This window comes from Stappia sp. ES.058, assembly GCF_900105595.1.
In the GTDB taxonomy this organism is placed as follows: Bacteria; Pseudomonadota; Alphaproteobacteria; order Rhizobiales; family Stappiaceae; genus Stappia.
The window spans coordinates 4,555,307-4,579,819 of sequence record NZ_LT629784.1 but is presented as its reverse complement, the minus strand read 5'-3'; the positions used below and the strand labels follow the sequence as shown (position 1 = coordinate 4,579,819).

Here is a 24,513-nt window from a genome sequence, read left to right as displayed (position 1 = left end):
CGGCCGCGCCGAAGCATCCTGCAAAGGGTATGGGAGGCAGCGCGCCGACACAAGCGCCCCGGCAAAAACGCTCAGCCGCGCAACGTGCCGCCGGTCGCCTTTTCCACCGCCGCGCGGATCTTGCCCGCGACCGCGTCGAGATCCTCGTCGGTCAGGGTCTTTGCGCGCGGTTGCAGCGTCACGTCGATGGCGAGCGACTTGCGGCCCTCCTCGACGCCCTTGCCGCGATAGACGTCGAACAGCGTGACGTCGGCAATCAGCGCCTTGTCGGCACCGCGCGCCGCCTTCATCAGCCTGTCGGCGGTCACCGCCTCGTCGACAACGAAGGCGAAGTCGCGGCGCACCGGCATCAGGCCGCTGGCGTTGAACGCGCCCTTTGAGCGTCCGCCCTTGCCTTTCGGCACGGGAACCGCATCGAGGAACACCTCGAAAACCGCAACCGGCCCGTCGAGATCGAGCGCGCGCATGACGCGCGGATGCAATTCGCCGAAGCGGGCGAGCACCGTCTTGGGGCCGAGGCGCAATTCGCCCGAGCGGCCCGGATGCAGCCAGTCGGGCGCGTCCGCGAAGACCATCAGCTTGTCAACCGGCGCGCCGGCGGCGGCAAGCGCTGCCTCCGCATCCGCCTTGGCGTCGAAGACGGAGACCGGCGCGGCATTGCCCGACCAGTGGCGGTCGGCGCCCATGAAGCCGGCGGTCCCCCGACGCACGCCGGCGGCGACCATGGACTGGCCCTGCGGCGTGTCGTTGGCAAAGACCTGACCGACCTCGAAGAGAGCCACATCGGGATAGCCCCGGTCGGCGTTGCGCTGGGCAGCGGCGGCCAGGCCGGGCACCAGGCTCGGGCGCATGTCGGACATGTCGGCGGAAATCGGGTTGGCAAGCTCAAGGTCGCGCCCGCCGCCGCCGAAGGCTTGCGCCTGACTGGCGGAGATGAACGACCAGGTGACCGCCTCCTTCATGCCACGCACGGCAAGCGTGCGCCGTGCCTGCGAGCGACGCGTCTGGGCGATGGTGAGCACGCGGTCGGACACCGTCGTGTGTCGCGGCAGCGGCGTGGAAACCACCTTGTCGAGGCCGACGATGCGCACGACCTCCTCCACCAGATCGGCCTTGCCGTGCACATCCGGCCGCCAGGACGGCGGCGAGACCTTGACGGTGTCGCCGCTGCCGGTGACCCAGAAACCGAGCCGGCTCAACACCCCCTTGATCTCCGGCGGAGACAAGGACAGGCCCGAAAGACGCCTGACCTCGGCGAAGGGAAAGTCGATCGCCCGGTCGGTGTCGGGCAACGCACCGGCGAAGGTCACCTTGCTCGGCGCGCCGCCGCAGATCTCGGTCACCATCTTCGTGGCAAGCTCCAGACCCGGCAGGCAGAACTGCGGATCGACGCCGCGCTCGAAGCGGTAGCGGGCGTCGGAATTGACGCCGAGCGCGCGTCCCGTGCGGGCGATGTTGGTCTCGTCCCAAAGCGCCGATTCGATCAGGACGTCGGTCGTCTCTGCCGTGCAGCCGGACAGCTCCCCGCCCATGATGCCACCGATGGATTCCACACCGTTGTCGTCGGAAATCACGCACATCGTGTCGTCGAAGCGATAGATCCTGCCGTCGAGCGCGAGCAATTCGTCGCCCGCGCGCCCTCGCCGCACCACGAGATCGCCCGACACCTTGGCAGCATCGAAGACGTGCAGCGGCCGGCCCCGGTCGAAGGTGATGTAATTGGTGATGTCGACGAGCGCGTTGATCGGGCGCAAGCCGATGGCGATCAGCCGCTTCTGCATCCACTCCGGCGACGGCCCGTTGGCGATGCCGCGCACCAGGCGCAGGCCGAAAGCCGGGCAGAGCGACGGCGTGTCGCCGAAGTCGAGGCGCACAGAAACCGGGCAATCGCCCTCACCCGCGACTTGCGGCGGGCGGTTTTCCTTCAGCCTGCCGAGACCGGCGGCGGCCAGATCGCGGGCAATGCCCGAGACGCCGGCGCAATCGGGACGGTTCGGCGTCAGGCCGATCTCGATCACCGGGTCGTCGAGACCGGCGAATTGCGCATAGGAGGCACCGACCGGCGCGTCCTCGCCGAGATCGATGATGCCGCTGTGCTCGTCCGACAGTTCGAGTTCGCGCTCCGAGCACATCATGCCGAAGCTTTCCACGTCGCGGATCTTGCCGACCGACAGCGTGACGTCGATGCCGGGCACATAGTCGCCGGGCCGCGCCAGAACGCCGACGAGGCCGGCGCGCGCATTGGGCGCGCCGCAGACGATCTGAACGGGCGGCGCGCCATCGCCGGTATCGACGCTCAGCACCTTGAGCCGGTCGGCATTGGGGTGCGGCTTCGCCTCGACCACGCGGGCGATGGTGAAGCTCTTCAGCCGGTCGGCCGGATTGGCGACATCCTCGACCTCGAGCCCGATGCGGGTCAGCATCTCGACGATCTCGTCGAGGCCTGCATCGGTCTCCAGATGATCCTTGAGCCAGGACAGGGTGAATTTCATGGCATCGGTCTCTTGTGTCTTGTCGCGGAGGGCGCCTGGTCAAGCGGCGCCATTCGACGCGGGCGTCAATCGGTCGGGGTGAAACGATCCAGGTCCGGCATGATGGAGGCCCCGGCATAGGCTTCGGCGAAGCGGCGGCCGATCTCGTGCAGCCGGTCGTTCCAGCGCTCGACCTGAGCGTCCGCGATCCCGTCGCCGCCGGCGATCGCCTGCGAGGCCTCGGTCTCGATCTGGTCGCGCAGCAACCCGAGCTCCAGCATCGCCGAATCCTCGGCCTGGCTTTTGTCGAGCCAGCCGTAGGTCATCGCGCCGATGAGAACCAGCAACGCCAGCGCCGAGGTTGCCGTCGACCATTTGGAGATCCCGGCGATGCGCCGCTCGCTCGTCACCAGGACGAGGGTGGCGATCGCGAGGAAGGCGGTGATGTAAACGGCAGTCAGGAAGCTCTGGTACTTTTCCGAGGCATTGGCCTCATGACTTGCGCGCAACCTGGTGATGCGGTCGCGCAGGTACAGCACCGGGTCCGCACCCGCGCCCAGCCCCAGACGGAAATAGTCGTCGCAATAGCGCAGCCGGCCGCGTTCCGCGCTCTTGTCGGCGCAGACCTCCAGAAACGACGCCATCTCGCCCGACAACTGCGCCTGGGCCGGCGTCTGGTTCAGCGTCTGAGCCTGGGCCTGCACCGGCACGGCAAGCAGGACCGCCAGCAGCACCAGCCAGAAAGCTGCGAAGAGCCTCATCGCGACAGCCCCCCGAACAGGGTCGGCAGATCGAGCGGCCGGAAGCCGTAATGGTCGATCCAGCGCACGTCGGCATCGAAGAAGGCCCGCAAATCGGGCATGCCGTATTTCAGCATGGCGATCCGGTCGATGCCCATGCCCCATGCGAAGCCCTGATACACATCCGGGTCCAGCCCGCAATTGCGGATCACGTTGGGATGCACCATGCCGCAGCCGAGGATCTCCAGCCAGTCGTCACCCTCGCCGATCTTCACCTCGTTGCCGGAGCGGTCGCAGCCGATATCGACCTCCATCGACGGCTCGGTGAAGGGAAAGAACGAGGGACGAAAGCGCATCTTGATCTCGTCGACCTCGAAAAACGCCTTGCAGAATTCCTCAAGGACCCACTTCAGGTGACCGATGTGGCTGCCCTTGTCGATGACCAGGCCCTCGACCTGGTGAAACATCGGCGTATGCGTCTGGTCGCTGTCGCAGCGGTAGGTCCGCCCCGGCGTGATCACGCGGATCGGCGGTTCCTGCGACATCATCGTGCGAATCTGCACCGGAGACGTGTGGGTCCTGAGCAGCATGCGCTCGCCGTCTTCCTTGGGATGCAGGAAGAACGTGTCGTGCATGTCGCGCGCCGGATGGTCTTCCGGGAAATTCAGCGCGGTGAAATTCAGGTGGTCGGTCTCGACGTCCGGGCCTTCGGCGATGGAAAACCCCATGTCGGCGAAGATCGCGGTCAGTTCGTCGATCACCTGGCTTACCGGATGAATGCGGCCGGTTTCCGACGGGGCCATGCGCAACGGCAGTGTGACATCGACGCGCTCCGCCTCGAGCCTTGCGTTGAGGGCGGCCTCCTGCAGGATCTCGCGACGGGCGCCCAGCGCTTCGCCGACCCGCGCCTTCAGGCCGTTGATCGCCGGCCCCATCTCGCGGCGTTCCTCGGGAGAGAGCTTGCCCAGTGTCTTGAGCTGCTCGGAGACCGACCCCTTCTTGCCAAGGGCAGCGACCCGCACCTCTTCCAGTTCGGCTTCGCTCGTCGCCGCGGCGATGGCCGCGAGGATCTCGGATTCTAGGCTTTCGAGTTCGGACATGACACCGTCGGAATTGGCGGCGCGCAAGCAGGCTCGCGCGCACGGCACGTTGAGAAGGTTTTCGGTCTTTTAGCAGACTTTTTACGGGTTTCCAGCCGCAGCCGTCTCGCGAATTCACATACAGCGGCGCAAGCGGCGTCCTACTTGGTCAAAAGCAGCTTCTCGAAGCGGGTGATCGACAAGCGGTAGGTCATGTCCTTGTGCTTGATATGCACCTCCCGCGCGCCCTGGAAAAGCGCGGAACTGTCGAGTTCAAGCGGGGCAGGCGCGGCCGCGGGAGAGCCGGGGGCGGGCCTGCGGGCACCCGGCCGGCGAAGAAGCGTCCGGCGCACTGCTGGATTGTGGGGCATGACAGTCTCCTTGAAACGAAACGGGCACGAAACCGCCGCTTCGGGTTTATTCATGACTCAAATACTCATGTTTTTTCATGGATGCAATCCCGGCGCGCCACCTGTTCACATCCGACCCTTGGATCCGCAATAAACGCCTTCGGCCGAGGTCGCTGTTTCGCGCGCGGACGTTATTCTTGACTCTTTCTATCATGTTTTATATCCCTGTCGCGTTCGCCGGTCTCTTCCCGTGTCCAGGGATCCGGTGGACATGTCCAAGCGCCAGCAAGCCAAGCCGGCAACTCCCTCGTCGGTTCAGCCAGCCACGCCTTTTCATGCGCAAGATGCGCGCGGCCCCGTTTCGGCGGATGTCCGCGCCGCGATCAGCGAGGGTCCATGCTGTCGCCATTCTCCCTTTGCCGTTTTCCCGTGGCGCGATTCGCGCGGGCCCCGTTTCATCCCTCACCCGAGGTCTGCCATGTGCGCGCGCGATGACCGCATTGGCGCCGCCGTCGCCGCCGCCATAAAGGCAGAAGCCTCAAGCAACGCACCTGACGCGACGGACCCGCCGCCGCGACGGCGGATCTCCCTGTGGGAGCAGGGTGACAGCGTCCATTGCTCCATCGTCGGCACCTGCGCCGACATCGACGACCTGCGCCGGGTCGCGCGGCGGGTCGGCATCGAGGTCTCGCCCGAGACGCCCGACTACGACGTGCACGGTCATTTCGTTCGCCTGTCGACCACCGACAATGCCTTTTCCCGCGCCTTCCAGAAGCTGCTCGACACGCGCTTCGAGGGCGCCCTGCGCCGGGTTTCGCGCACGCGCGGCGACGAAAAGCTTAATGCGCTGTGGCACGACATGAGCGAAAACGGCCAGGTCGCACCGGCCTATTGGGCCTTCATGAGCCACGGCCATGTTCCCGGCGAGTTGCGGGTCCGGATCTTCGGCGAGGTGCATATGTGGTCGCATCTGGCCGGCGCCTCGGTTCGGCGCAAGACCGGCGAAGCGGCGGCCTTGCGCGACCAGATCCGCGAAACCGAAGAGCGCGCAAGACGCACCGAGGCCGGCCTGCACGATGCCCTGGCCGAGCGCGACAGCGAGATTGCCAGACTGCACGCGCGCATCGCCGCCCTGCATGCGCGGCCCGCCCCCGGCGAGACCGGGACCGGCATCCGGCACGCTCCGCGCCACACGGACGCCAGGGCCGCGACGCTGCAACGGCGGTTCGACAAGGCCCAGCGCGCGCTCCAGGGCGCCAGGGTGAGGGCGCGCCAGGCGGAAGCAAGGCTGCGGGCGCTAGACACTCCGGCCCGGCCCGACACCTTGACCGCGTCGCCCAGGCACCAGGCCCGGGCGATGCCCGCCGACCGGCCGTCGCCCGCGCCCGCGAAACACGAGGCCTTGCCCACCGACGCGAACGAACGTCCGCGAACCGTGCTTTATGTCGGCGGGTTGCACGGCCACCGCGACCGGCTGCGTGGCATTGCCGCCGGATTCAACGCCGACTTCCTGCACCACGACGGCGGGGTTGAGGACGCGCCGCAACGTCTCGATCACCTGCTGCCGTCGGTCGATTGCGTCTTTTGTCCCGTCACCTGCGTCAGTCACGATGCCTGCCTGCGTGCCAAGCGTGCCTGCCAGAAGCTCAACACACCCTTCGTTCCGCTGCGCAGCGCCGGCCAGAGTGCCTTTGCACGGGCCTTGCGCAGTCTTGTCGAAGCGGACGACCATGGCCAAGTAACGGGTCTCGACCCGTTACAGGAGGACACCTCGACATGTTCATCGCCATGAACCGATTTCGCGTCAGACCCGGCCACGAGGACGATTTCGAGACCGTCTGGCGCAACCGCGAGCGCAAGCTTTCCGATGTGCCCGGCTTCAAGGAGTTTCACCTGCTGCGCGGCGCGACCGGCGACGAACACACGCTTTTTGCCTCGCACACCATCTGGGAAAGCGAAGACGCATTTCTGGCCTGGACGAAGAGCCAGGCCTTCCGCGACGCGCACAAGAACGCCGGCGACAACAAGCCGCTCTACCTCGGCCCGCCAGATTTCGAGGGCTTTCGCGTGGTGCTCGCCGAGACCCGATAGCTCGGGAAAACCGTATACGCACCGGTTTTGCGGCGGCGCGCGGCATGGTAGGATTGGGCCGGCAAATTTTGCAACCGGAGCGGGAAATTCATGAAGATCGACGGAACCCCCTATCGCGCGATCTGGCCGGGTGAAGACGGCGCCAGCGCCTGCATCATCGACCAGACGCGGTTGCCGCATGAATTCGTCACCGTCGATTTGCGCAGCGTCGACGACGCGGCCACCGCCATCCGCGATATGTGGGTGCGCGGCGCGCCGCTGATCGGCGCCACCGCCGCCTACGGCGTGGCGCTGGCGATGCGCGCCGAGCCCGGCGACGCCGCACTTGCCGATGCCTATGCGCGGCTGATCGCGACGCGGCCGACGGCCATCAACCTGAAATGGGCGCTCGATGCCGCCCGCGCCCGCCTCGCGCCCCTGCCCGAGAGGGAGCGCGCGGAGGCGGCCTGGCGCTTCGCCGCCGAGCTTTGCGACGACGACGTTGCGGTGAACCGTGCCATCGGGGAACACGGCCTTTCGCTCATCCGCGAGATCGCCTCCCGGAAGAAGCCCGGCGAGCGTGTCAACGTGCTGACCCATTGCAACGCAGGCTGGATCGCCACCGTCGACTGGGGCACGGCGACCTCGCCGATCTATCAGGCGCACAACGCCGGGATCGACGTTCATGTCTTCGTCGACGAGACCCGGCCGCGCAACCAGGGGGCCAGCCTGACCGCCTGGGAACTCGGCAAGCACGGCGTGCCGCACACGCTGATCGTCGACAATGCCGGCGGCCACCTGATGCAGAACGGCCAGGTCGACATCGTCATCACCGGCACCGACCGCACCACGGCCCAGGGCGACGTCTGCAACAAGATCGGCACCTATCTGAAGGCGCTGGCGGCAAAGGACAACGGCATTCCCTTCTTTGTCGCGCTGCCGTCCTCGACCATCGACTGGAGCGTGCGCGACGGGTTGCGCGAGATCCCGATCGAGGAGCGCAATCCGGAAGAAGTCACCTGGATCCAGGGCCGGCGCGCCGACGGCACCATCGACAAGGTGCTGATCTCGCCGCCCGACACGCCGGCGGCCAACCCGGCCTTCGACGTCACGCCGGCGCGTCTCGTCAGCGGGCTGATCACCGAGCGCGGCATTTGCGATGCAAGCGCGGACGGCCTTGCGGGCCTCTTTCCCGACCGCGCGGTGGCCTGACGCGCATCCGCGCTTGCCTGATCGACCGAAGGTTGCAAAACTGCTCCGACCTCGCCCAGACAGGCGACCTTCGGAACCGATCGATGGACGAAAACCGACAGCCGACCCGCGCCGGCGTCCCACCCGGCAGCATTGCGGACCCGGGCGGCCCGCTCGTTGCGGGGGCCCTGTCGGCGCTCGTGGAGGCCGGGCTTGACGCCGCCATCGGCAGTCTCGACCGGCAGACCGACTTTCGCCGCTCCCCGCAAGGCGCGGCCGACGTTTCCGTCATCCTCAAGGGCCGGATCGACGGTGAGGCTCGAAATGCCCTGACGGCGGTCTTCGAGGCCTGGCCGGCGGTGGAAAGCGCGCGGCTTTCGAAGAACCGGCTGACCCTGCGGTTCACCGACGAAACATTGGAGCGCGTCGCCAAAGGACTTACCGCGCATGCAGGCGATCCCCTGCAGCTTCGCGGCACCGCCACCGGCATGCGCATTCTGGTCGACTATCTCGACCCCAACGCCAACAAGGCGCTGCATGTCGGCCACCTGCGCAACATCGCGCTCGGCGGCGCGATTGCCGCCCTGTGGCGGGCGCGGGGCGCCGATGTCGCCTGCCAGAGCGTCGTCTGCGACATCGGCCGCAACATCGCCGAAGCGCTGGCCGGCGTTTCTGCTGCCGGCGGACTGTCGGCGCTTTCCGGAAGCGAACCGGTCGACCGGATCGTCGGCCGGCTCTACGGCGAGGTCGCCGGGGCCGTTGTGTCCGATGAAGACGGCGCAGAGGCCGACGCGCCGATCGCGCGGGAGCTGACGCTGCATGGCGATGCCGCCGACGCGGTTCTCGCCGCCTGGCGCGAAGGCGACGCGGAAACGCATGCCCTGTGGCGGGAGACCATCGCGCTCGTCCTGCGCGACCAGGCGGCGACGCTCGCCCGGCTCGGCCAGCGCCACGACCTCCAGCTGCGCGAATCGGATGCGATCGGGCCGGCACTGGCGCTTGCGGACCGGCTGGTCGACCTCGGTCTCGCGCGCCGCGAGGACGACGGCGTGGTGATCCTGGAGACGGGCCGCGACGACTACCCGCGCTGCCCTTTGACCCGCAGCGACGGCTTCGCCACCGAGCACCTGCGCGCGCTGGTTCTCTGGCTGGAAATCGCCGACGGCGATGCGCCGGCAGACCGCATCGTGCATGTCATGGGCGAGGAGTGGCTGACCAGCACGCAGATCCGCGTCGAGGCCCTGCAAGCGCTCGGCGCCAGGGCCGGTCTCGAACGCTACCGGATGCTGGCCCATCAACTGGTGCGGCTTGAGGGCTCGACGATGAAATCGAGCGCCGGCAACACGCTGTTGATCGACGACCTGCTCGACACGCTCGCCCATGCGCTTCCCGCCCCGCTCGCCGACCTGCCCGCAGAGACGCAAGCCCGCGCTGTGGCGGCCATCGCGCTCACCCCGTTCCTGATCGCGGAGGCCGGCGTCGCGCTGGAGATCGACCTTGCGGCGCTGACCGATCCGGCGCGCAATCCGGGCTTCGATCTCGCGGCACTCGCGCTCGGCCCGGCACCCGCCGCCGGATTGTTGCAAAACGACGCAGGCCGCTTCGCGCTGCTGCAGGGCGAACGGCTCCGGCGGGTGTTGATCCAGGCATCCGAGCGCGACGATCCGGTGGCGCCGGCCCGGTTTCTGGCACGGCTTGCGCAAGCACGCCGCGACGGGGATATCGACCCGGAGGCGGACGCGGTGCTTCAGCCGCAGGTCAGGGCGGCGATGACCGCCTGCGGACTGTTGCCGGACGCGGTGCCGGGCGCGGATGCACCCGCTGCAGGGACATCGCGAACCGGATAGCAAACGCCGGTTTGTCCCCGCCGCCGGTGCGATGGGCGGGTGCGGCAATATTCCGCCTCGGCGATCAATTTCATCAATTTCGAGATCAAACTTCGCAATTTTCGGTGCAAAATTAAGCGAAATTGACCATCAGCCGCATGCGATTGAAAAGACAGCGGTTTCGCTTGAACGCTTGCGGTGGCATCCGCGGAAGGGCATGGCCGAGACGGCCGTCCCTCCCGCGGCGCGGAGTTCTACAGGGCATCGTTTCCAGGGCATCATTTCCAGGGCATCACATTTTGCGAAAGCGCAAGTTCGCGCGCGTTCCGGTGCTGCGGCTTTGAGGCGACGGTTTCCCGCCAACCTGTCAGGCCTTAGCGGGCTGGAACGGCATCGAACTTGGCGAGCGCGCCAGCGGCAATTGGAGCCGAGCTGGCGATTGGCGCCGCATCACGCGCCAGTGGATGCGCCGCTGGGACAGCCAGATCATCAAGATCCTTGGCTGGCACAGCGGGTGGCATCCCGCTCACTGGCACGCCCTTGCCCGCTGGAGCAGCGGCTGGAACGGCCAGCTTTGGCATCGCGGCTGGAACCCCAGCCGCTGGTACAGACCGGTTCGCCATTGGCGCAGCGGTCTCGGAGAGACGCGAGCTCGTCAGAGCGAGCGCGGCCTTGATCTCCCGGATAGCCATCACTTTGTCCATGAATAATCACCTCCTTTCCTTCCCATGCAGGAAACCGTTTGGCCTCGACCGGAGCGAAATCCGGGAGGCCTGACCCCATGTCGCGATCCGTTCCGGGCCCGCGAAATCGCAGAAAATGGCGCATCCGACGGGACTCGAACCCGCACCTACCAACTCCCAAAGCTGGTGCTCTTAAGCCACGTAAAGTCCGCCGTTCCGGGATCCGGGTCGGGGTGGAATGACGATGCCCTGGTGAAATCATTCCCCAGTCGCCAGGCCTTCCAGGCGTTCCGCTGCAGCATTTTACCGGTTAAGCTACGGATGCATTTGCCCCTTTTCGTCCTCGGGGATGGGTTTTCGCGCGACGAAGACGACGTTCTCGCGCCCGTCGAGCGCGATGTAGTCGGGCGTCCCCGCACGATGAAAAAACCGCGCCTCCTCGACCACGAGACCCGCCGCCCGCGCGGCGCGGGTCAGCACGTCAGGGTCAACGAGATGCAGAAACATCGGCAGTTCGCGGATCGTCGGGTCGTCCGACACCGCCGGCAGATCGTGGCATTCGCCGGGCCATTGCAGTCCGGCGGCGCGATTGGAGTCGTAGACGGGTCCGAACGCGCGGATGTTGGCGGCATAGGGCGATCCCGAAATCGACAGGAACCGGCCGCCCGGTTCCAGCCAGCCTGCGATCTTGGCAAAGCCTGCCTCGATCTCCTCGCCGGTGAGGAAATTGAGCAGATTGGAGGCATGCACCAGCGACAGGCTTTCGGGCGGGAAATCGAGCTCTGCGGGAAAGGCGCCCGGCGCCAGATGCAGACGCTCCCAGGTCCCCGGCGGCGCGTCGCGGGCCGTCGCCTCCAGATGCGCCGGGTCGATGTCGTTGGCATGAACGGTGGCGCCGGCCTCAAGGGCTGCGTGGGTGGCGACGCCGAAGGCGCAGCCGAGATCGAGCACGGGCAAATTCGCCGTCCCTGCGAGATCGGCGAAGCGCATGTTGATCTCGTTCAGCCGCGTCGTGGTGCGCCCGCGCCGGTTGGCCGTGACCAGGCTGACCGGTGTCGCATCGCCGGTTGTCTCGTCCTGCGCCATTGCGTCCACCCCGCTCATGCGCTCACCCGTTCGGCATAGGCGCGGTAGCGCGCCTGCAGTTCGCCCGCCCAGGCGTCGACCTCGTCGACATGCATTTGCGCACAGTCGTAGCCGAAAGCCTCGCGCAGCACCGCCATTTCCTCTGGCTCGTAGACGATGGTGCCGTCGGCGCGGATTTCGGAAATGCCTTCCACTGCCTGTCCGTCGAGGTTGACGCGGATCGCCTCCTCCTGCGGCAGGCCGTTGGGCAGGGCAAGGCGCACCTCGCCCTTGCCGACGAGCGCCGGATAGCCGCCGGGAAGCGCATTGGGACCCGGCACGTGCATCGCCCTTTCCCGGTCGGGATCGCCCAGGGCAGCCGTCACCGCGGCGACGCCGGACGCGGCGACGATCTGACCGGTGACGCCGCGCACGCGCCTGAACTCGCCGATCACGCTGGCAAAGAGCGCCGTGTGATCGAGCGTATCGGCGACCTCGCCGCCGTCGAGCACGACGCTCAGCCGGTAGGGCGCATCGCCGGGCGTGCCATAGGAGGAGATCGCGTTGCAGGCGACATGATGGGCGACGAAATGAACCGTCAGCGCGCCGCGCTCGACGCCGAGCTGGCGGGCGGCCGCCCGGGTCAGCGTGGGAACGATGTTGGCGATGTTGCCGCCGCCGACATGCGGAGCGAGGCCGACCGTTTCAAGCGCGGAATTGACCGCATCCGGGAAGGAGGCATTGACCACCAGCGCGGCGCTGCCGGACGTGCGCACCGCGCGCATCACGGCGCGCGCGGTCGCCAGATGATTGGGAAGCCACGGCCCGATCCGCGCGCGCTCCAGGTGCCGGTAGGCATCGACCGGAAGCTGGCCGATTTCCCAGAAGGTCTGCAGGCTCGTTGCATTGACGATCATGTCGGGGCGGACGCGGTCGATCAGCGCCGCGCAGGCGTCGGTCTCGAACACATCGCAGGCGACCGCCTCGATGCGCGGATCGAACCCCAGACACAGCGCCGAGGTGATCGACAGGTTCACGCGCTGCGAGAGCAGATCGTGACGCCGCGCCACGACGACGAGATCGAAGCGGTCGTCCATGCGCGACAGCAGATCGCAGACATGGCCGCCGATGACGCCGGCGCCGAAGATCAGGACGCGGTCGCGTTTTCTGCCGTCTACCATTGCATCGCCTCCATCACATGGTCCGGACAGACCCGCGCGCGCTGGACAAGATCCGCAAGCGCGTCGGCACAGAGCCCGCCGCCGGGGCCGGCATGAAGTTCATGGGCATGGGACCCCGAACCGGTCACGAGAACGGTCGCAAGGCCGGCGGCCCGCGCGCCGGCGATATCGGTCGCCAGCGTGTCGCCGATCATCACGGCGCGGGCCGGATCGGACATGCCGGCCGCCTTCAAGGCAGCGGCGTACATTTCCGGGGCGGGTTTTCCGTAGATGCGAACGTTGCCGCCGAACGACTGGTAAACGGCACCGAGCGCGCCGATGCCGAGATAAAGCGATCCGGCGATGCGGACGCTGGTGTCCGCATTGGTCAGAACCAGAGGCAGGCCGGAGCGCGCGGCGGCGCGCAGAAGACGGCGGGTCTCCACGTCGAGCGTGGGCAGCGGCGCGCCGGCACGCGGATCGCCTTCGCCCAGCACGCCGAAGCCGAGAACAAGATCCGCCGCGTCGGGCGTGTCGACGCACTGGAGACCGGCCTCGCGCGCCCAATCGCCTCCGGGCTGGGTTCCAACGACCAAACAGCGCAGAGCGTCGCCACCGCAGCGCCGGCGCCGCGCCACTTCGCCCGACAGTTGCGCAAACGCCAGTTCCCCGCCGGTGACAACCGCATCGTAGAGATCCGGGTCGAGCCCCTGCCCCTCAAGCAGGCGGGCCAGATCCGCGCCGCGACGCGACGTGTTGGAGACGAGCGCCACCCGCACGCCGCGCCCGCGCAAACGCTTGAGCGCATCGATTGCGGGCGGATAGGCCCGTGCCCCGTCAGTGAGAACCCCCCAGACATCGACAAGGGCGGCGCGCGGCGACGCGCCGGCCGCACCATCGAACAGCGCGCCAAGCCCGTCGATCCGCTCCGGCTGGGCGGAAACTTCAGTTTTTTCAAGAAGGTCAGGGCCGGGCGGCAGGCTTGCGGACATGACGACAGCGGATTTGGCGACGCCCGCGTCGGTGCGCGGGCTCATAGCGCCGCTCCCTGTCCGGCCGCGATCGCAGCCGGAGAAGGCCTGCGCGGCAGGGGCCGCGCCGATTCCGCCGGCTGGTCCAGAAGCCGAAACAGCGCAGGTTCGATGCGCTCCGCGAATGTCGAGGAAATCAGTTCCCGCGCCTGGGCGAAGCCGGCGTCGAAGCTGCGTTCCTGTTCCTCGCCCCAGTCCTCGTCGGCGCAATTCTCCCACAGCCTGGACGCCCCATAGGTGAGGTTCGTGCCGATCGAGGCCACATTGGCGCGCACGCGCGGCCCGTCGAAGCCATGCGAGACCGCCGGCGCGAAGGCAACCCTGGCCTCGTGCAGAAACAAGCGTGTCAAATCCGCGCCGTCGCGCACATCGCCACCGCCGGGCGGTTCGTGGCCGACAAGGCAGGGAAACTCGAGCAGCACCGAGTGCCCCGCCGCCACCTCATGACCGATCGTCACCATCGGTGCGTTCATGCGCGTCGCGGCACGAAGGCGCGCATCCAGTCCGTGAACGAGTTCGCACACAAGCGCGATCCGCTGCCTGCACTCCTCGACATTGCGGCGCACGAAAGCCTCCGGCGCGCGCAGGGCGCCGAGCGCCGCCGCCTTGGCGACGTGCGGTATGCTGGCGGCACTGCTGGTCACATAGTCCTGCAATGCGTCGGTCAGCCAGTCTGGACCGCATCCCCACCCGATCCTGAGATTGGCCAGGCAATGCAGCTTGCTGGCCCCGGCCACCGTGAGGCAGCGCTCGCCAGCCGAGGATGCGGCAAGACGTCCGCCCGTCGCGTCGGCGTCGTATTCCGAGCCGGCAAACAGGGCGTCCTCGATGGCAAGCATGTCCGCCTCGACCAGCACCTCGCCGAGAGCGTTCATTTCGTCTTGCGTGTAAACGGCCCCTGTCATCGTCGGGTTGAACAGAACGAGAAGCGGCGGCGTTGCGGGCCGTGTCCGGGTGAGCCAGTCCCGCAGCTCCTGCGCTCGTAGCTTGTAGGCGCAGGTTCGGGTTGTTGGCAGCACATGCAGTGCCCGGTCGAGATAGCCGCACCAGCCGGCCAGCGGATGATAGAAGCCAGGCGACGTCACGACCTCGGCACCGCCGCGCGTCATGAGGCCGAGCGCCGCGACCATCAAGCGGGTGGACCCAGCGTCAAGAACCACATTCCGCGCGTAGATGTCGGGCACGGCGATGCGCCGAAAGCTTTGCGCAATCTCCGCCTCAAGATCGGGGAAGCGCTTGAGAAACATGTAGTTCTCGATCGGCGCGGCTTCGGCGTCGCGCAGGGCGGCAACGGCATTGCGAATGGCGCCGGGAAACGGCCGCCGCACGCCTTCGCCATGCGCGAAGGACACAACACCCGCATCAAACATCCCGGGACCAATGCGCGCGCCGTCCTCCCCCAGACCCATCAGGGCGAGCCGGGCGCGGCGCAATTTCTCGACTGCCGGGCCATCCCCGGGGCCGGCCACACGTTCACACATCATGGCACCACCCAAAATCTCAATTAAATTGTATATTTTAGCTATGCTCGCAATACGATCATAGACAGCCGAAATGCGCAACAAATTTGTTGCGATGACTCATTTTTTATCCTTGCTTTTCTATATTAAATAGAAATCTTCTATATATTATTTATATTACTCTACGTCGTTTACCAGATATATCCCAGTCGACAATTCGAGTTGTACAAACCGCATCTTCCCGACCCTTCCGTCGGCAGTTCTTTCTTGCAACGCCAGGCCTGTGTGGCGAGTGTACCGCTCCCGACGCCGTTATCCGGAGAACCGCATGCGTCCCGACTTGGTGCCCGTCTTCGACGGACACAACGACACCTTGCTGAAACTGGAGCTGGGCGCGGGCACCGCGCGCGAACGCTCGTTCCTCGCCCGCGCGGACCGCGATCACATCGACCTGCCGCGCGCCCGCGAGGGCGGGTTCGCCGGCGGGCTGTTCGCGATGTATGTGCCCTCGCGCACGGGGCTGGATCTCACGGTGCGCTACAATCCGAGCGATCCGGCGAATTTCGCGCCGGTCGCGCAGGACGTCGCGCTGGGGTTCACCCTGCGCATGGCCGCCCGCGCGCGCCGGATCGAGCGGGAGGCGGAGGGCGCGGTGGCGATCTGCACCGATGTGCCGGGTATCCGGAAGGCAATGGCCGACGACGCCCTCGCCATGGTGCTGCACATCGAGGGCGCGGAGGCCATCGACCCGGACTTCTGCGCGCTCGAGGTGTTGCATTCAGCGGGCTTGCGTTCGCTCGGTCCCGTCTGGAGCCGGCCGAACGTTTTCGGCGACGGCGTGCCGATGGCCTGCCCGTCCTCCCCGGACACGGGACCGGGCCTGAGCGATACCGGAAAGGCGCTGATCCGGGCCTGCAACGAGCTGAGGGTCATGATCGACCTGTCGCACCTGACGGAAAAGGGGTTTTGGGACGTGGCGGAGATCAGCGACCGCCCGCTCGTCGCCTCCCACTCGAACGCCCATGCGGTGTGCCCGTCGTCACGCAATCTCACCGACCGTCAACTCGACGCAATGGCGGAGAGCAAGGGGCTGGCGGGATTGAACTTCCATGTCGCCTTCCTGCGGCCGGACGGTGCCCACAAGGGCGACACGCCGCTGGAGATCATGGTGCGTCACACGGATCACATGCTGTCGCGGCTCGGCGAGGACGGGGTCGCGCTGGGTTCGGATTTCGATGGCTGTTTCGTGCCCCGCGCCATCGGCGACGTCGCCGGACTGCCCCGGCTGATCGAGGCGTTTCGCAGCGCCGGCTACGGCGAGGAACTGATCGAGAAGATCGCCTGGCGCAACTGGCTGTCGGTGCTGGAACGCACCTGGGCGTAGGCCTTGAGACGTGTCCGGCCGGCAAGGGCGTCCTATGCGTCGTGGAGCGGCGCTTCCGCCTTGATGCGCTCTTCAAGGTAGCTGGCGATGCTGGTCGCAACGGCATGCAGACGGCGCAGTTCCGCCTCGCGGCGGGTGGCGGCAAGCACCTCGCTCGGGCTGCTCGAGCGCGCGCCGTCGCCGAACCGGCCCGTGCCACGCACGATGAAGCGATAGGCCGCGCCGTCACGCGATTTCGGCGTGTGCAGGATGTCGCCGACATGCTGCTCGGCAAACCGCAGCGAGTCGTCCAGGGTCGGGAGCGCGTTCTGAAAGTCGGGCATTGCATCCCCCGTTCGAGCCGCCGTGCCGCCGCCGCCCGCATTGGCCGCCCGCGCCCAGTCAAGGAAACTCGTGTGTGAATTCATCGGTGACACCCCGGAACGCCCTTCGCCGAATTGGTTAACAAAAAGTTTGCGACGATTCGCGAAAGAGTCCAAAGCCAATGCGCAGCCCGTTCAGCGGCGCGCCCCCCGCCCTGCGCCTGCGGGATTGACGCCGCCCGCCCGCTGGGGTCTTGTCCTGCGATGATCAGCGATACGCGCGACACGATGGAAAATTCCGGCGAAGACGAAGCCGAAACCCAGGCACCGACCGGGGCCCGCGCCCGTGTGCGACGGCTCTACTACGGAATGACGCCGGGCGCGCGGCGCTGGCGGATGGCGCTTCTGGTCTTCGACCTCGTGACGATCGCCTATTTCGTGGTGTCCTCGATGATGGAAACCGCGATTGCATATCACCTGATCGACTATGTCATCGCGGCGGTTCTGATCGTCGACTACGGGTTGCGGATGTATGCCGCCCACCGGCCGTGGCGGATGGTGTTCGAATTCACCAATATCGCCGACCTGATCGTGATCCTGTCGCTCCTCGCCAGCGCCTTCATCGACAATCTCGCGTTCCTCAGGGTGGTGCGCATGCTGCGCCTGCTGCGCTCCTACCATCTGCTGCGCGAACTGCGCTCCGCCTCGCATTTCTTCCGTCGCAACGAGGAGATCATCCAGTCGGCAATCAATCTGATCGTCTTTGTGTTCGTCGTCACCGCCATCGTCTTCGTCACCGAAGGCCACCAGAATCCGTCGATCAACAACTATCTGGACGCGCTCTATTTCACCGTGACGACGCTGACCACCACCGGGTTCGGCGACATCACCATGACCGACAGCTTCGGGCGGCTCTTGACCGTGCTGATCATGATCTTCGGCGTCGGGCTGTTCCTGCGCCTGATCCAGACGATCTTCCGGCCGCAGAAGGTCGCCTACGACTGCCCCGACTGCGGGCTGTCGCGCCACGATCCGGATGCGGTGCACTGCAAGCATTGCGGCCGCACGATCAATATTCCGACCGAAGGCGAATGGGCCTGACACAGTGCGGCAATGTCACACGGCCTTGCATTAAGGCGCTGGAAAGCTTCAATCTGTCACATCGCTTTTGAACGTGCGCGCGACACTCTCCCTGACAGGGACGCATCGTTCCGCGCAATCCCGCGAGCGCACCGCCGCCGCCGCAAGCCCGAGGGAACATGATGGATTTTTCCGCAGTCGACCTGGCCCGCTTCCAGTTCGCATTCACCGTCTCGTTCCACATCATCTTTCCCTCCTTCACCATCGGTCTTGCCAGTTTTTTGATGGTGCTCGAGGGCCTGTGGCTGACGAGCGGGCGCGACGTCTACCTGCGGCTGTTCAAATACTGGATGAAGATCTTTGCCGTCGCCTTCGGCATGGGCGTCGTCTCCGGCATCGTCATGACCTACCAGTTCGGCACCAACTGGTCGGTCTTTTCCGACAAGACCGGTCCGGTGCTCGGCCCGCTGATGGGCTACGAGGTGCTGTCGGCGTTCTTTCTGGAGGCCGGCTTCCTCGGCATCATGCTGTTCGGCCTGACCCGCGTCGGCCCGCGCCTGCATTTCGCCGCGACCTGCATGGTCGCCTTCGGCACGGCGCTGTCGGGCTTCTGGATCCTGTCGGTCAACAGCTGGATGCAGACGCCGGCGGGCTATTCGATCAATGAGGTCGGACAGTTCGTGCCGGAAAACTGGTTCGAGATCGTCTTCAACCCCTCCTTCCCCTACCGCTTCGTCCACATGATGCTGGCGGCCTATCTGACCACAGCCTTCGTGGTCGGCGCGGTCGGCGCCTGGCATCTCCTGAAGGACCGCACCAGCGACGCGGCAAGGGTGATGTTTTCCATGGCGATGTGGATGGCGGCTCTCGTCACCCCGCTGCAGATTGTCGCCGGCGACATGCACGGGCTCAACACGCTGGAGCACCAGCCGGCGAAGATCGCCGCCGTGGAAGGCCACTTCGAGGCCGAGGAAGGCGCGCCGCTGATCCTGTTCGGTGTACCCGACATGGCCGCCGGCGAGACCCGCTACAAGGTCGAGATCCCCAAGCTCGGCAGCCTGATCCTGACCCATTCGCTCAATGGGCGCGTACCCGGTCTCAACGACTTCCCGCCCGAGGACCGTCCGAACGCGACCATCGTGTTCTTCTCGTTCCGGGTGATGGTGGGGATCGGGTTCGCCATGCTCGGGGTCGGCCTCCTCAGCCTCTACCTGCGTGCCCGGGGACGGCTTTACGATGCGCAGCTGTTTCACAAGCTGGCGCTGGCGATGGGGCCGACGGGCTTCATCGCGGTGCTCGCGGGATGGATCACGACGGAGGTCGGCCGCCAGCCCTTCACGGTCTACGGGCTGCTGCGCACCACCGACAGCATATCGCCGGTCGATGCGCCGGCGGTCGCGACCTCGCTGCTGGTGTTCATCGTCGTCTATTTCATCGTCTTCGGCATCGGCACCTTCTACCTGCTGCGCTCGATGGCCGCGCCGCCCGACGACGGCAACGGCGAGCTCGGCGCCGAGCCGACCCGCGCGGCGGGCGTGACGCCGGCCTTCGCCTATCACGATCCGCACACCCCCAAACCGGCGGAGTGACGTCATGGAGCTCGACCTTCCCCTCATCTGGGCGCTGCTGATTGCCACCGCCGTCTTTCTCTACGTCGTGCTCGACGGGTTCGACCTCGGCCTCGGCATCCTGTTCCCCACCGCCCGCTCGGCCACAGAACGCGACGTGATGATGAATTCCGTCGCCCCGGTGTGGGACGGCAACGAAACCTGGCTGGTGCTCGGCGGCGGTGGCCTCTACGCGGTGTTTCCGCTTGCCTACGCCATTCTGATGCCGGCGCTCTACGCGCCGATCTTCGCCATGCTGTTCGGCCTGGTGTTTCGCGGCGTGGTGTTCGAGTTCCGCTTCAAATCGAGCGAGGAACGGCGCTGGATCTGGGACATCGCCTTCTTCCTCGGATCCCTGACGGCGGCGCTGTCGCAGGGCATCATCCTGGGCGCCATCGTTCAGGGAATTGCCGTGGAGGGCCGCGCCTATGCCGGCGGCTGGCTCGACTGGCTCACGCCGTTTTCGCTGATGACCGGCGTTGCCGTCGTCATCGGCTATGCGCTCCTCGGCGCCACCTGGCTGGTGTGGAAATGCGAAGGCCCGATGCAGGACCATTTCCGGGGCAAGGCGATGGCGCTGATGTTCGCCATGCTCGCCGTCATCGGCATCGTCAGCCTGTGGACGCCGGCGCTCGACCCGGCGATCGCCGCGCGCTGGTTTGAGGTGCCGCAGATCTTCTACACCGCGCCGGTCCCGCTGATGGTGCTCGGCCTTGCCGTGGTGCTGTTCAGGAGCCTGAACGGCACGCGCGACGTCGTGCCCTTTCTGGCGAGCCTGGCGCTGTTTCTTGTCACCTTCGCGGGGCTGGGCATCAGCCTCTATCCCAACATCGTGCCGCCGGCAATCAGCATCTGGGACGCGGCCGCGCCCGACAGTTCGCTGGCGTTTCTCCTCGTGGGCGCCGCCGTTCTGATCCCGATGATCCTGGCCTATTCGGCTTACGCCTACTGGATCTTTCGCGGCAAGGTGCGCCCCGGCGACGGCTACCACTGATGGCGCGCGCGCGGCACACTCAAGACCGCGATGAGACAGACACAAGGCACGGCAGGACGGCAGGCCTGCCGCGCCGCCTTGCCTGGTTCGCCGCGTTGTGGCTCGCCGGCGTCGGCACGCTCTTCGTCATTGCCAGCGTGATCCGCTGGGCGATCCTGTAGGAAAAGCCGCCGGTCGGGCCCGCAATCACCGATGCGTGACGGGTCTCTTAGCCCGCGCCCCTTGTCCTTTGCCGATCGACGCGCATCCTTAAACGCAGACCTTTTTTTGCAAAGGACCGTCGGACATGCCCCACATCGCGCCTGCCCTTTCGATTGCCGCCGCACTCTCACTTGCGCTCGTCGCGGCGACGGCACCGGCCGGCGCGGCAAATGAACCGCAGGCGCAATGCGGCGTCGAGACCCCTTGCGAGATCGCAAACGGCGAATACCGCATCCGCTTTCCGCAAGGCTGGGACGGAAACAGCCCGCTCGGCGCCATCGTGTTTCTGCACGGCTGGCGCGGATCGGCAGCCGGCGAAATGCGCAACGCGGCCTGGGCGCGGCTGGCCGACCGGCTCAACGTCGCTTTCGTCGCCCCCCAGGGCGCGGGCAAGACCTGGTCCTACCCCGGCGCGCCGCGCGCCTTGCGCGACGACTTCGCCTTCTTCGACGCCCTCGTCGAGGATCTCACCGCACGCTTTCCGTTGCGCGCGGATCGGATGATGGCCACCGGCTTTTCCATGGGCGGGTCGATGGTGTGGAACCTCGCCTGCTATCGCGGCAGGCTCTTCGCCGGCTTCGCGCCGATCGCAGGTGCATTCTGGGATCCGATCCCGGAAACCTGCCCGTCGCCCGCCCCTGTGCTCTTCCACGTCCATGGCACGGCAGACCGCACCGTGCCCTTGGAGGGGCGCCCGATCGGCGAGCGCTGGCACCAGTCGGATGTCGCCGACAGTCTCGCCGTCTGGCAGGCGCAGGCAGGCCTGCCGCGCGTCTTTCCCGCCTTCGCACCCGACACCGGCCTCAACTGCCAGCTTCAGGAAGCGCGGAAAAAAGGCGGAGGCGCCACACCGCTGCTGGAGGTATGCCTGCATTCCGGCGGCCACAGCGTGCGGGCCGAATGGGTGGAACGGGCCTGGCGCGCGCTCGCTCGTCATCTGGGATGGACGGACTAGCGACGGTCTCCGGCACCCTGTTGTGTTGCCGATTGCCGGTCCTGCAAACGCGGGTCGCCGCGGCCCGTCCCGGCTTCCCCGCCCTTCCTGCGCCATGGCTCCTTCTTGTACCAGGAGACCACATATGCAACGGCGATGAGTGCTGCGAAGCCGCCCGCGTTGGCGAGGAACTCGATCACCATGTCGCCGCGCCCCCAGACCGTATCGCGCAGGATGCCGACGGTCTGAGCCACCACGAGACTTGCCATGAAGACGGCGAGCGACTGCTGGCCGACCTTCTGGATCACGCGCACCACCGCGCCCCAAAGATTGTCGACGACGAGATAGCGCCCACCCGCGCCAACCGCGATCCAGGCGAGATAGGCGAGCGCCAGGAAGTGCACATAGCGCAGGATGCCGAATTCCGTCTTGCTCCACAGCGGTTCAATCGCGGTGCGGATCTCGAGCAGAACGGGAACGGTCCGATAGACGCGAAACCAGGCGAAGGGGACGGTCAGCACAACGATGGCAATGGCCACCAGGATCAAGGAATGGCGCACCGGCGGCGCCGGGATCCAGCCGCGCATAAAGGCAAAGCCGGTGAAGAACAGAAGCTGCCAGGCGAAGGGATTGAAGAACCAGACCCGATCCGACCAGGGTTCTGCCGGAAGGCCCAGAAGCCCGAGATTGGCGCCGACCCAGACCGCGCCCATGAAGATGAAAACCGGTGCACGCCCGAGGCGCGAGAGCGCCATGATCGCCGGCAGAAGCACCAGGATGACGATATACATCGGCAGGATATCGAAGTAGTTCGGAACATAGGTCAGGGTCAAAAGCCCCGGCAGCGCCTCGGCGGTCTTGTTGAAGAAATGCCAAAGATTGAGGGAATTCACATAATCCTCGGTCAGGCCGCAACACCGGTTGAGAACGCCGCTGGTCTGCACTGCCACAAGCCCGGCGGCAATGACCAGGAACAGGCAGACATGCGCCCAGTAAACCTGCCAGACCCTGTGACTGACGCGCGCCGCTCCCATCAGCCAGCCGCTCTGGTCGAACACCTTTCCGAAGGCAATGGCCGAGGCCATGCCCGAGCAAAAGACAAAGATCTCGGTCGCATCGGAAAAGCCGAAGCGGGCCGGGATCCACAAGGTCCAGGTGTTGGCCGGCAGATGGGCGATGAAGATGATGAACATGCCGATGCCGCGAAAGAAGTCGAGGCGCGGATCGCGCGGGCGGGGCACTGTGGCGGCGGACGTTGAATGCATGTTCACGAGACGCAGGTCCTTGAAACCGTTCATGTACTGTTCCGCCCCGCACGAGGGGCCGAAGCGCGCAAGCTGTGCCACGCGGCTGCATCGAAACCAAGGCCGTTTCACGCCGGGACGGCGCGCAGGGCCTCGTTCTGCATGATCGTTGCCGCCCGCTTCATGCTGTCGACCCGCTCCAGACGTTCGCTGGCGAAGCGGTCGAGCGCGCCGCGCAGGCAAAGCCGCTCGCGCAGCAGCCGCTCCGCCTCGCCAGCGAGCCCTGCGCGCAGCGCCGCGTCGATCGCGAGCCGCTCGAACACATCGCGCTGCGCATGGCTGCCGCCGACGCTGCGCAGGGTCGGCCGGGCCTGATCCAGGTGATGGAACGCGGAATAGAAGTTGCCGCGGAAATAGGCGTCGAGGCCCTGAGCGGCCGGCAGGCCGGCCGTTGCCGCAACCCGTCCCAAATCGGTCGGCTCCTCGGCATGCAACGCGACGGAGGCCAGCATTTCATCCGCAGCCTGCCGTCGTCGTCCTCCGCCCAGCGACAGCATGTAGTGCAGGTCGGCGAAGAGATTGCAGCGGTCGTCGATCCGGGTCTGGGAGATTTGCGCCAGTTCCTCCCAGCGGCCGCCGACGTTCACGCCCTCGATCTCCAGCCGCATCAGCAGGGAGGCGGCATTGGAAACATCGCGGTAGTCGTCGGTGTGTTCGCTACGGATCTCCTTGTCATAGAGCGCAAGCACGGCCGCGATGTCGCCCCGGTCCAGCTGCATCAGCGCGAGGTGCCACCACACGTGAAAGCGGAAATTGTTGCAATGGGAAAAGGCTTGCGTGTTGGCTTCCAGCCAGCGGCGGCCTTCATCGGCGCGTCCGGTCATGTCGTGCACATGGGCAACCGCGTGAAGACCCCAGGCATCGTCGGGCGCGACCTCCACGGCACGGCGTCCCGTGCGCTCGGCGCGCGCATAATCTCCCGTTTCCTCCAGCGCGAAGGCATGGCAGCCCAGCAGATAGCCGTAGGCGGAGTGGCTTTCGCCATAGGCGTCGAGCACGGTTTCCACCGAGCGTCGCATGCCGGCGGCATCGCCGAGCACGAAGCGGACGGCATGCACCAGTTTCATCAGGAGCGGATCAGCGGGATGGACGGCAAGGGCTGCGTCGAGGCGATCGGCGGCCGCGTGCGGGTGACCGTCGAGCCAGTCGCGCAGAGCGTCGATCACCGCCGCCTCACGCGGGGTCGCGCCGACGGCGGCGCGCGCCCTGTCGGCCTGTTTCCAGTCGTCCTCGGCCACATCCGCCATCTCGCGCCGGCCAAGAAAAAGGCAAAACAGGCCGTGCGCGGCATGGCCGAGCGCAAACTGCGGCTCCAGCGAAAGGGCACGCGCGAGGTGTTCCGGGGTCGTGGTGCCATGGGCAAGAAACGCATCGAGGGTGCGCTGCCAGGCGTCCAGTGCAGCCGGGTCCGACATCGTGAGAGGGTAGCCGTATCGATCGGTAAGGGTCATTCGGCTTTCTTCCTGCCAGCGGCAAACGGGCCACGCGTTTTCCTGCGACGGCGCGCAGGCCGCAGCGCGGGGAGAACAAGGGCACTTTTGGGGGTGCAAGGTCGGGTTTCCCGCCGGGAGGGGCCAAAAG

21 protein-coding genes and 1 tRNA gene are annotated in these 24,513 nt (G+C 66.5%); 10 read left to right on the top strand and 12 right to left on the bottom strand.

Features of this window, described 5'->3' with window-relative positions; translation table 11 throughout:
• Positions 1-71: 71 nt before the first annotated feature.
• The 4 genes from pheT to hemP all read right to left on the bottom strand — a co-directional run bounded on the left by pheT (position 72) and on the right by hemP (position 4,661).
• Positions 72-2,492 carry a phenylalanine--tRNA ligase subunit beta gene (gene pheT, locus BLU32_RS21320; RefSeq protein WP_093810305.1) on the bottom strand — a complete coding sequence of 807 codons (2,421 nt, stop codon included), beginning with the start codon at positions 2,490-2,492 and terminating at the stop codon, positions 72-74.
• Between the two features lie 65 nt (positions 2,493-2,557).
• Complete coding sequence (locus tag BLU32_RS21315) at positions 2,558-3,232, bottom strand: phenylalanyl-tRNA synthetase subunit alpha (RefSeq protein WP_093810303.1); 675 nt, start codon at positions 3,230-3,232, stop codon at positions 2,558-2,560.
• On the bottom strand, positions 3,229-4,311 hold the full coding sequence (pheS, locus tag BLU32_RS21310; RefSeq protein WP_093811456.1) for a phenylalanine--tRNA ligase subunit alpha: 1,083 nt from the start codon (positions 4,309-4,311) through the stop codon (positions 3,229-3,231). The genes BLU32_RS21315 and pheS overlap by 4 nt, the downstream gene beginning before the upstream one ends.
• Before the next feature lie 140 nt (positions 4,312-4,451).
• A complete protein-coding gene (hemP, locus tag BLU32_RS21305; RefSeq protein ID WP_093811454.1) occupies positions 4,452-4,661 on the bottom strand; it encodes a hemin uptake protein HemP in 210 nt (69 codons plus the stop codon).
• Positions 4,662-5,118: 457 nt separating this feature from the next.
• Between hemP and BLU32_RS21300 the strand changes: the two genes are divergently transcribed.
• From BLU32_RS21300 to argS, 4 genes are all read left to right on the top strand, one after another.
• Positions 5,119-6,432 (top strand): DUF2325 domain-containing protein, encoded by a 1,314-nt coding sequence (locus tag BLU32_RS21300; protein ID WP_157727775.1) that lies wholly within the window; start codon positions 5,119-5,121, stop codon positions 6,430-6,432.
• Positions 6,417-6,731, top strand: coding sequence for an antibiotic biosynthesis monooxygenase (locus BLU32_RS21295; RefSeq protein WP_093810299.1), 315 nt, complete (start codon positions 6,417-6,419; stop codon positions 6,729-6,731). Before BLU32_RS21300 ends, BLU32_RS21295 begins: the two co-directional genes overlap by 16 nt.
• A gap of 90 nt (positions 6,732-6,821) precedes the next feature.
• Positions 6,822-7,922: an S-methyl-5-thioribose-1-phosphate isomerase gene (gene mtnA / locus BLU32_RS21290; RefSeq protein WP_093810297.1), complete on the top strand. Its 1,101-nt coding sequence runs from the start codon at positions 6,822-6,824 to the stop codon at positions 7,920-7,922.
• A gap of 83 nt (positions 7,923-8,005) precedes the next feature.
• Positions 8,006-9,748, top strand: coding sequence for an arginine--tRNA ligase (gene argS / locus BLU32_RS21285; protein WP_093810295.1), 1,743 nt, complete (start codon positions 8,006-8,008; stop codon positions 9,746-9,748).
• Between the two features lie 799 nt (positions 9,749-10,547).
• Here the strand turns inward: argS and BLU32_RS21975 are convergent.
• From BLU32_RS21975 to BLU32_RS21260, 5 genes are all read right to left on the bottom strand, one after another.
• Positions 10,548-10,735, bottom strand: a tRNA-Pro gene (locus tag BLU32_RS21975).
• Entirely contained in the window at positions 10,726-11,514 is a 789-nt protein-coding gene (locus BLU32_RS21275) for a class I SAM-dependent methyltransferase (protein WP_093810291.1), read from the bottom strand. The genes BLU32_RS21975 and BLU32_RS21275 overlap by 10 nt, the downstream gene beginning before the upstream one ends.
• The gene (locus BLU32_RS21270; protein WP_093810289.1) at positions 11,511-12,656 is read right to left on the bottom strand and encodes a hypothetical protein; all 1,146 of its coding nucleotides are present in this window, start codon (positions 12,654-12,656) and stop codon (positions 11,511-11,513) included. The genes BLU32_RS21275 and BLU32_RS21270 overlap by 4 nt, the downstream gene beginning before the upstream one ends.
• Positions 12,650-13,672, bottom strand: a complete 1,023-nt coding sequence (locus tag BLU32_RS21265; protein WP_093810287.1) for a TIGR01459 family HAD-type hydrolase — start codon at positions 13,670-13,672, stop codon at positions 12,650-12,652. Before BLU32_RS21265 ends, BLU32_RS21270 begins: the two co-directional genes overlap by 7 nt.
• Positions 13,669-15,150, bottom strand: coding sequence for an aminotransferase class I/II-fold pyridoxal phosphate-dependent enzyme (locus BLU32_RS21260; protein WP_093810285.1), 1,482 nt, complete (start codon positions 15,148-15,150; stop codon positions 13,669-13,671). Before BLU32_RS21260 ends, BLU32_RS21265 begins: the two co-directional genes overlap by 4 nt.
• Before the next feature lie 304 nt (positions 15,151-15,454).
• On the opposite strand from BLU32_RS21260, the gene BLU32_RS21255 reads away from it, so the two are divergent.
• Positions 15,455-16,510, top strand: coding sequence for a dipeptidase (locus BLU32_RS21255; RefSeq protein ID WP_093810283.1), 1,056 nt, complete (start codon positions 15,455-15,457; stop codon positions 16,508-16,510).
• 32 nt (positions 16,511-16,542) lie between these two features.
• Here the strand turns inward: BLU32_RS21255 and BLU32_RS21250 are convergent, their stop codons facing one another.
• Positions 16,543-16,917, bottom strand: coding sequence for a hypothetical protein (locus tag BLU32_RS21250; RefSeq protein ID WP_093810281.1), 375 nt, complete (start codon positions 16,915-16,917; stop codon positions 16,543-16,545).
• A 159-nt stretch (positions 16,918-17,076) separates the two neighbouring features.
• Between BLU32_RS21250 and BLU32_RS21245 the strand changes: the two genes are divergently transcribed.
• From BLU32_RS21245 to BLU32_RS21230, 5 genes are all read left to right on the top strand, one after another.
• A complete protein-coding gene (locus BLU32_RS21245; protein ID WP_371326947.1) occupies positions 17,077-17,913 on the top strand; it encodes an ion channel in 837 nt (278 codons plus the stop codon).
• A gap of 158 nt (positions 17,914-18,071) precedes the next feature.
• Positions 18,072-19,481 (top strand): cytochrome ubiquinol oxidase subunit I, encoded by a 1,410-nt coding sequence (locus BLU32_RS21240; RefSeq protein ID WP_093810279.1) that lies wholly within the window; start codon positions 18,072-18,074, stop codon positions 19,479-19,481.
• Positions 19,482-19,485: 4 nt separating this feature from the next.
• Complete coding sequence (cydB, locus tag BLU32_RS21235; protein WP_093810277.1) at positions 19,486-20,493, top strand: cytochrome d ubiquinol oxidase subunit II; 1,008 nt, start codon at positions 19,486-19,488, stop codon at positions 20,491-20,493.
• Complete coding sequence (locus BLU32_RS21970; RefSeq protein WP_157727774.1) at positions 20,493-20,654, top strand: DUF2474 domain-containing protein; 162 nt, start codon at positions 20,493-20,495, stop codon at positions 20,652-20,654. Before cydB ends, BLU32_RS21970 begins: the two co-directional genes overlap by 1 nt.
• A 125-nt stretch (positions 20,655-20,779) precedes the next feature.
• On the top strand, positions 20,780-21,649 hold the full coding sequence (locus tag BLU32_RS21230) for a PHB depolymerase family esterase (RefSeq protein WP_208976942.1): 870 nt from the start codon (positions 20,780-20,782) through the stop codon (positions 21,647-21,649).
• On the opposite strand, the gene BLU32_RS21225 is transcribed toward BLU32_RS21230, so the two are convergent.
• Complete coding sequence (locus BLU32_RS21225) at positions 21,646-22,926, bottom strand: OpgC family protein (RefSeq protein ID WP_208976941.1); 1,281 nt, start codon at positions 22,924-22,926, stop codon at positions 21,646-21,648. The genes BLU32_RS21230 and BLU32_RS21225 overlap by 4 nt on opposite strands.
• 74 nt (positions 22,927-23,000) lie before the next feature.
• Positions 23,001-24,383, bottom strand: a complete 1,383-nt coding sequence (locus BLU32_RS21220) for a tetratricopeptide repeat protein (protein ID WP_093810275.1) — start codon at positions 24,381-24,383, stop codon at positions 23,001-23,003.
• Positions 24,384-24,513: the final 130 nt, after the last annotated feature.

What these genes read in the sequence shown, in the direction of transcription:
- BLU32_RS21265 (WP_093810287.1), bottom strand. Translation starts at nt 13,672, where the DNA reads ATGAGCCCGCGCACCGACGCGGGCGTCGCCAAATCCGCTGTCGTCATG.
- BLU32_RS21255 (WP_093810283.1), top strand. Translation starts at nt 15,455, where the DNA reads ATGCGTCCCGACTTGGTGCCCGTCTTCGACGGACACAACGACACCTTG.
- BLU32_RS21240 (WP_093810279.1), top strand. Translation starts at nt 18,072, where the DNA reads ATGATGGATTTTTCCGCAGTCGACCTGGCCCGCTTCCAGTTCGCATTC.
- BLU32_RS21300 (WP_157727775.1), top strand. Translation starts at nt 5,119, where the DNA reads ATGTGCGCGCGCGATGACCGCATTGGCGCCGCCGTCGCCGCCGCCATA.
- BLU32_RS21230 (WP_208976942.1), top strand. Translation starts at nt 20,780, where the DNA reads ATGCCCCACATCGCGCCTGCCCTTTCGATTGCCGCCGCACTCTCACTT.
- BLU32_RS21245 (WP_371326947.1), top strand. Translation starts at nt 17,077, where the DNA reads ATGATCAGCGATACGCGCGACACGATGGAAAATTCCGGCGAAGACGAA.
- pheT (WP_093810305.1), bottom strand. Translation starts at nt 2,492, where the DNA reads ATGAAATTCACCCTGTCCTGGCTCAAGGATCATCTGGAGACCGATGCA.
- argS (WP_093810295.1), top strand. Translation starts at nt 8,006, where the DNA reads ATGGACGAAAACCGACAGCCGACCCGCGCCGGCGTCCCACCCGGCAGC.
- BLU32_RS21260 (WP_093810285.1), bottom strand. Translation starts at nt 15,150, where the DNA reads ATGATGTGTGAACGTGTGGCCGGCCCCGGGGATGGCCCGGCAGTCGAG.
- BLU32_RS21275 (WP_093810291.1), bottom strand. Translation starts at nt 11,514, where the DNA reads ATGAGCGGGGTGGACGCAATGGCGCAGGACGAGACAACCGGCGATGCG.
- BLU32_RS21250 (WP_093810281.1), bottom strand. Translation starts at nt 16,917, where the DNA reads ATGAATTCACACACGAGTTTCCTTGACTGGGCGCGGGCGGCCAATGCG.
- BLU32_RS21315 (WP_093810303.1), bottom strand. Translation starts at nt 3,232, where the DNA reads ATGAGGCTCTTCGCAGCTTTCTGGCTGGTGCTGCTGGCGGTCCTGCTT.
- BLU32_RS21270 (WP_093810289.1), bottom strand. Translation starts at nt 12,656, where the DNA reads ATGGTAGACGGCAGAAAACGCGACCGCGTCCTGATCTTCGGCGCCGGC.
- BLU32_RS21220 (WP_093810275.1), bottom strand. Translation starts at nt 24,383, where the DNA reads ATGACCCTTACCGATCGATACGGCTACCCTCTCACGATGTCGGACCCG.
- BLU32_RS21295 (WP_093810299.1), top strand. Translation starts at nt 6,417, where the DNA reads ATGTTCATCGCCATGAACCGATTTCGCGTCAGACCCGGCCACGAGGAC.
- cydB (WP_093810277.1), top strand. Translation starts at nt 19,486, where the DNA reads ATGGAGCTCGACCTTCCCCTCATCTGGGCGCTGCTGATTGCCACCGCC.
- BLU32_RS21970 (WP_157727774.1), top strand. Translation starts at nt 20,493, where the DNA reads ATGGCGCGCGCGCGGCACACTCAAGACCGCGATGAGACAGACACAAGG.
- hemP (WP_093811454.1), bottom strand. Translation starts at nt 4,661, where the DNA reads ATGCCCCACAATCCAGCAGTGCGCCGGACGCTTCTTCGCCGGCCGGGT.
- mtnA (WP_093810297.1), top strand. Translation starts at nt 6,822, where the DNA reads ATGAAGATCGACGGAACCCCCTATCGCGCGATCTGGCCGGGTGAAGAC.
- BLU32_RS21225 (WP_208976941.1), bottom strand. Translation starts at nt 22,926, where the DNA reads ATGAACGGTTTCAAGGACCTGCGTCTCGTGAACATGCATTCAACGTCC.
- pheS (WP_093811456.1), bottom strand. Translation starts at nt 4,311, where the DNA reads ATGTCCGAACTCGAAAGCCTAGAATCCGAGATCCTCGCGGCCATCGCC.